Source organism: uncultured Mesonia sp., from assembly GCA_947499595.1.
GTDB classification, from domain to species: domain Bacteria; phylum Bacteroidota; class Bacteroidia; order Flavobacteriales; family Flavobacteriaceae; genus Mesonia; species Mesonia sediminis.
Genome location: CANMOY010000034.1, coordinates 1 through 824, shown reverse-complemented (window position 1 = coordinate 824; position 824 = coordinate 1). Strand labels below are relative to the sequence as shown.

At 39.7% G+C, this 824-nt stretch carries 2 tRNA genes and 1 rRNA gene; all 3 read left to right on the top strand.

Annotation, left to right across the window (positions count from 1 at the left end):
* The first annotated feature begins 83 nt into the window (after positions 1-83).
* Positions 84-157, top strand: a tRNA-Ile gene (locus ACH2AZ_RS12450).
* Positions 158-290: 133 nt separating this feature from the next.
* Positions 291-364: transfer RNA gene (locus ACH2AZ_RS12445), tRNA-Ala, on the top strand.
* A 166-nt stretch (positions 365-530) separates the two neighbouring features.
* A 23S ribosomal RNA gene (locus ACH2AZ_RS12440) occupies positions 531-824 on the top strand; the annotation flags it as partial.

Here is an 824-nt window from a genome sequence, read left to right as displayed (position 1 = left end):
TCGCAATATAAAGTTAGGTTAATTGTTATTGGAACTTAAGATAATTTTTATTTAGTCTTTGCTGTCAATTTATAAAAAGATGCAGTCTCATAGCTCAGCTGGTTAGAGCGCTACACTGATAATGTAGAGGTCGGCAGTTCGAGTCTGCCTGAGACTACGAATTAATTAAGGATTATGCATAAATAGTTTTTGATTAAAAAGTTCATTAAATACTGAAAGGAAATTTTAGAGGTTGAGTAGCCGTTATAAGTACTGTTAACTAATAACTGGTTAACTGATCACTGAGAGACGGGGAATTAGCTCAGCTGGCTAGAGCGCCTGCCTTGCACGCAGGAGGTCATCGGTTCGACTCCGATATTCTCCACGAATTAATTAAGGATTTATATTAATAGGTTTTTAATTATAGAAAGTTCATTGACATATTGAAAGAATAAAGAATACGAGAGTAGGCTTATAGGTTATGAGAGTAACCGTATAAGCGACAAAATACATTAAAACTAGAGATAGTTAAGAGCAAATTAGGTAAAAGACATAAGCTTATTAAGGGCGTATGGGGGATGCCTAGGCTCTCAGAGGCGATGAAGGACGTGATAAGCTGCGAAAAGCTGCGGGGATTGGCACATACGAGTTGATCCGCAGATATCCGAATGGGGCAACCCGGTATACTGAAGGTATATCATCCGCAAGGAAGCAAACCCGGAGAACTGAAACATCTAAGTACCCGGAGGAAGAGAAAACAATAGTGATTGCGTTAGTAGTGGCGAGCGAACGCGCAATAGCCCAAACCAATATGTTTACGGATATATTGGGGTTGTAGGACCACG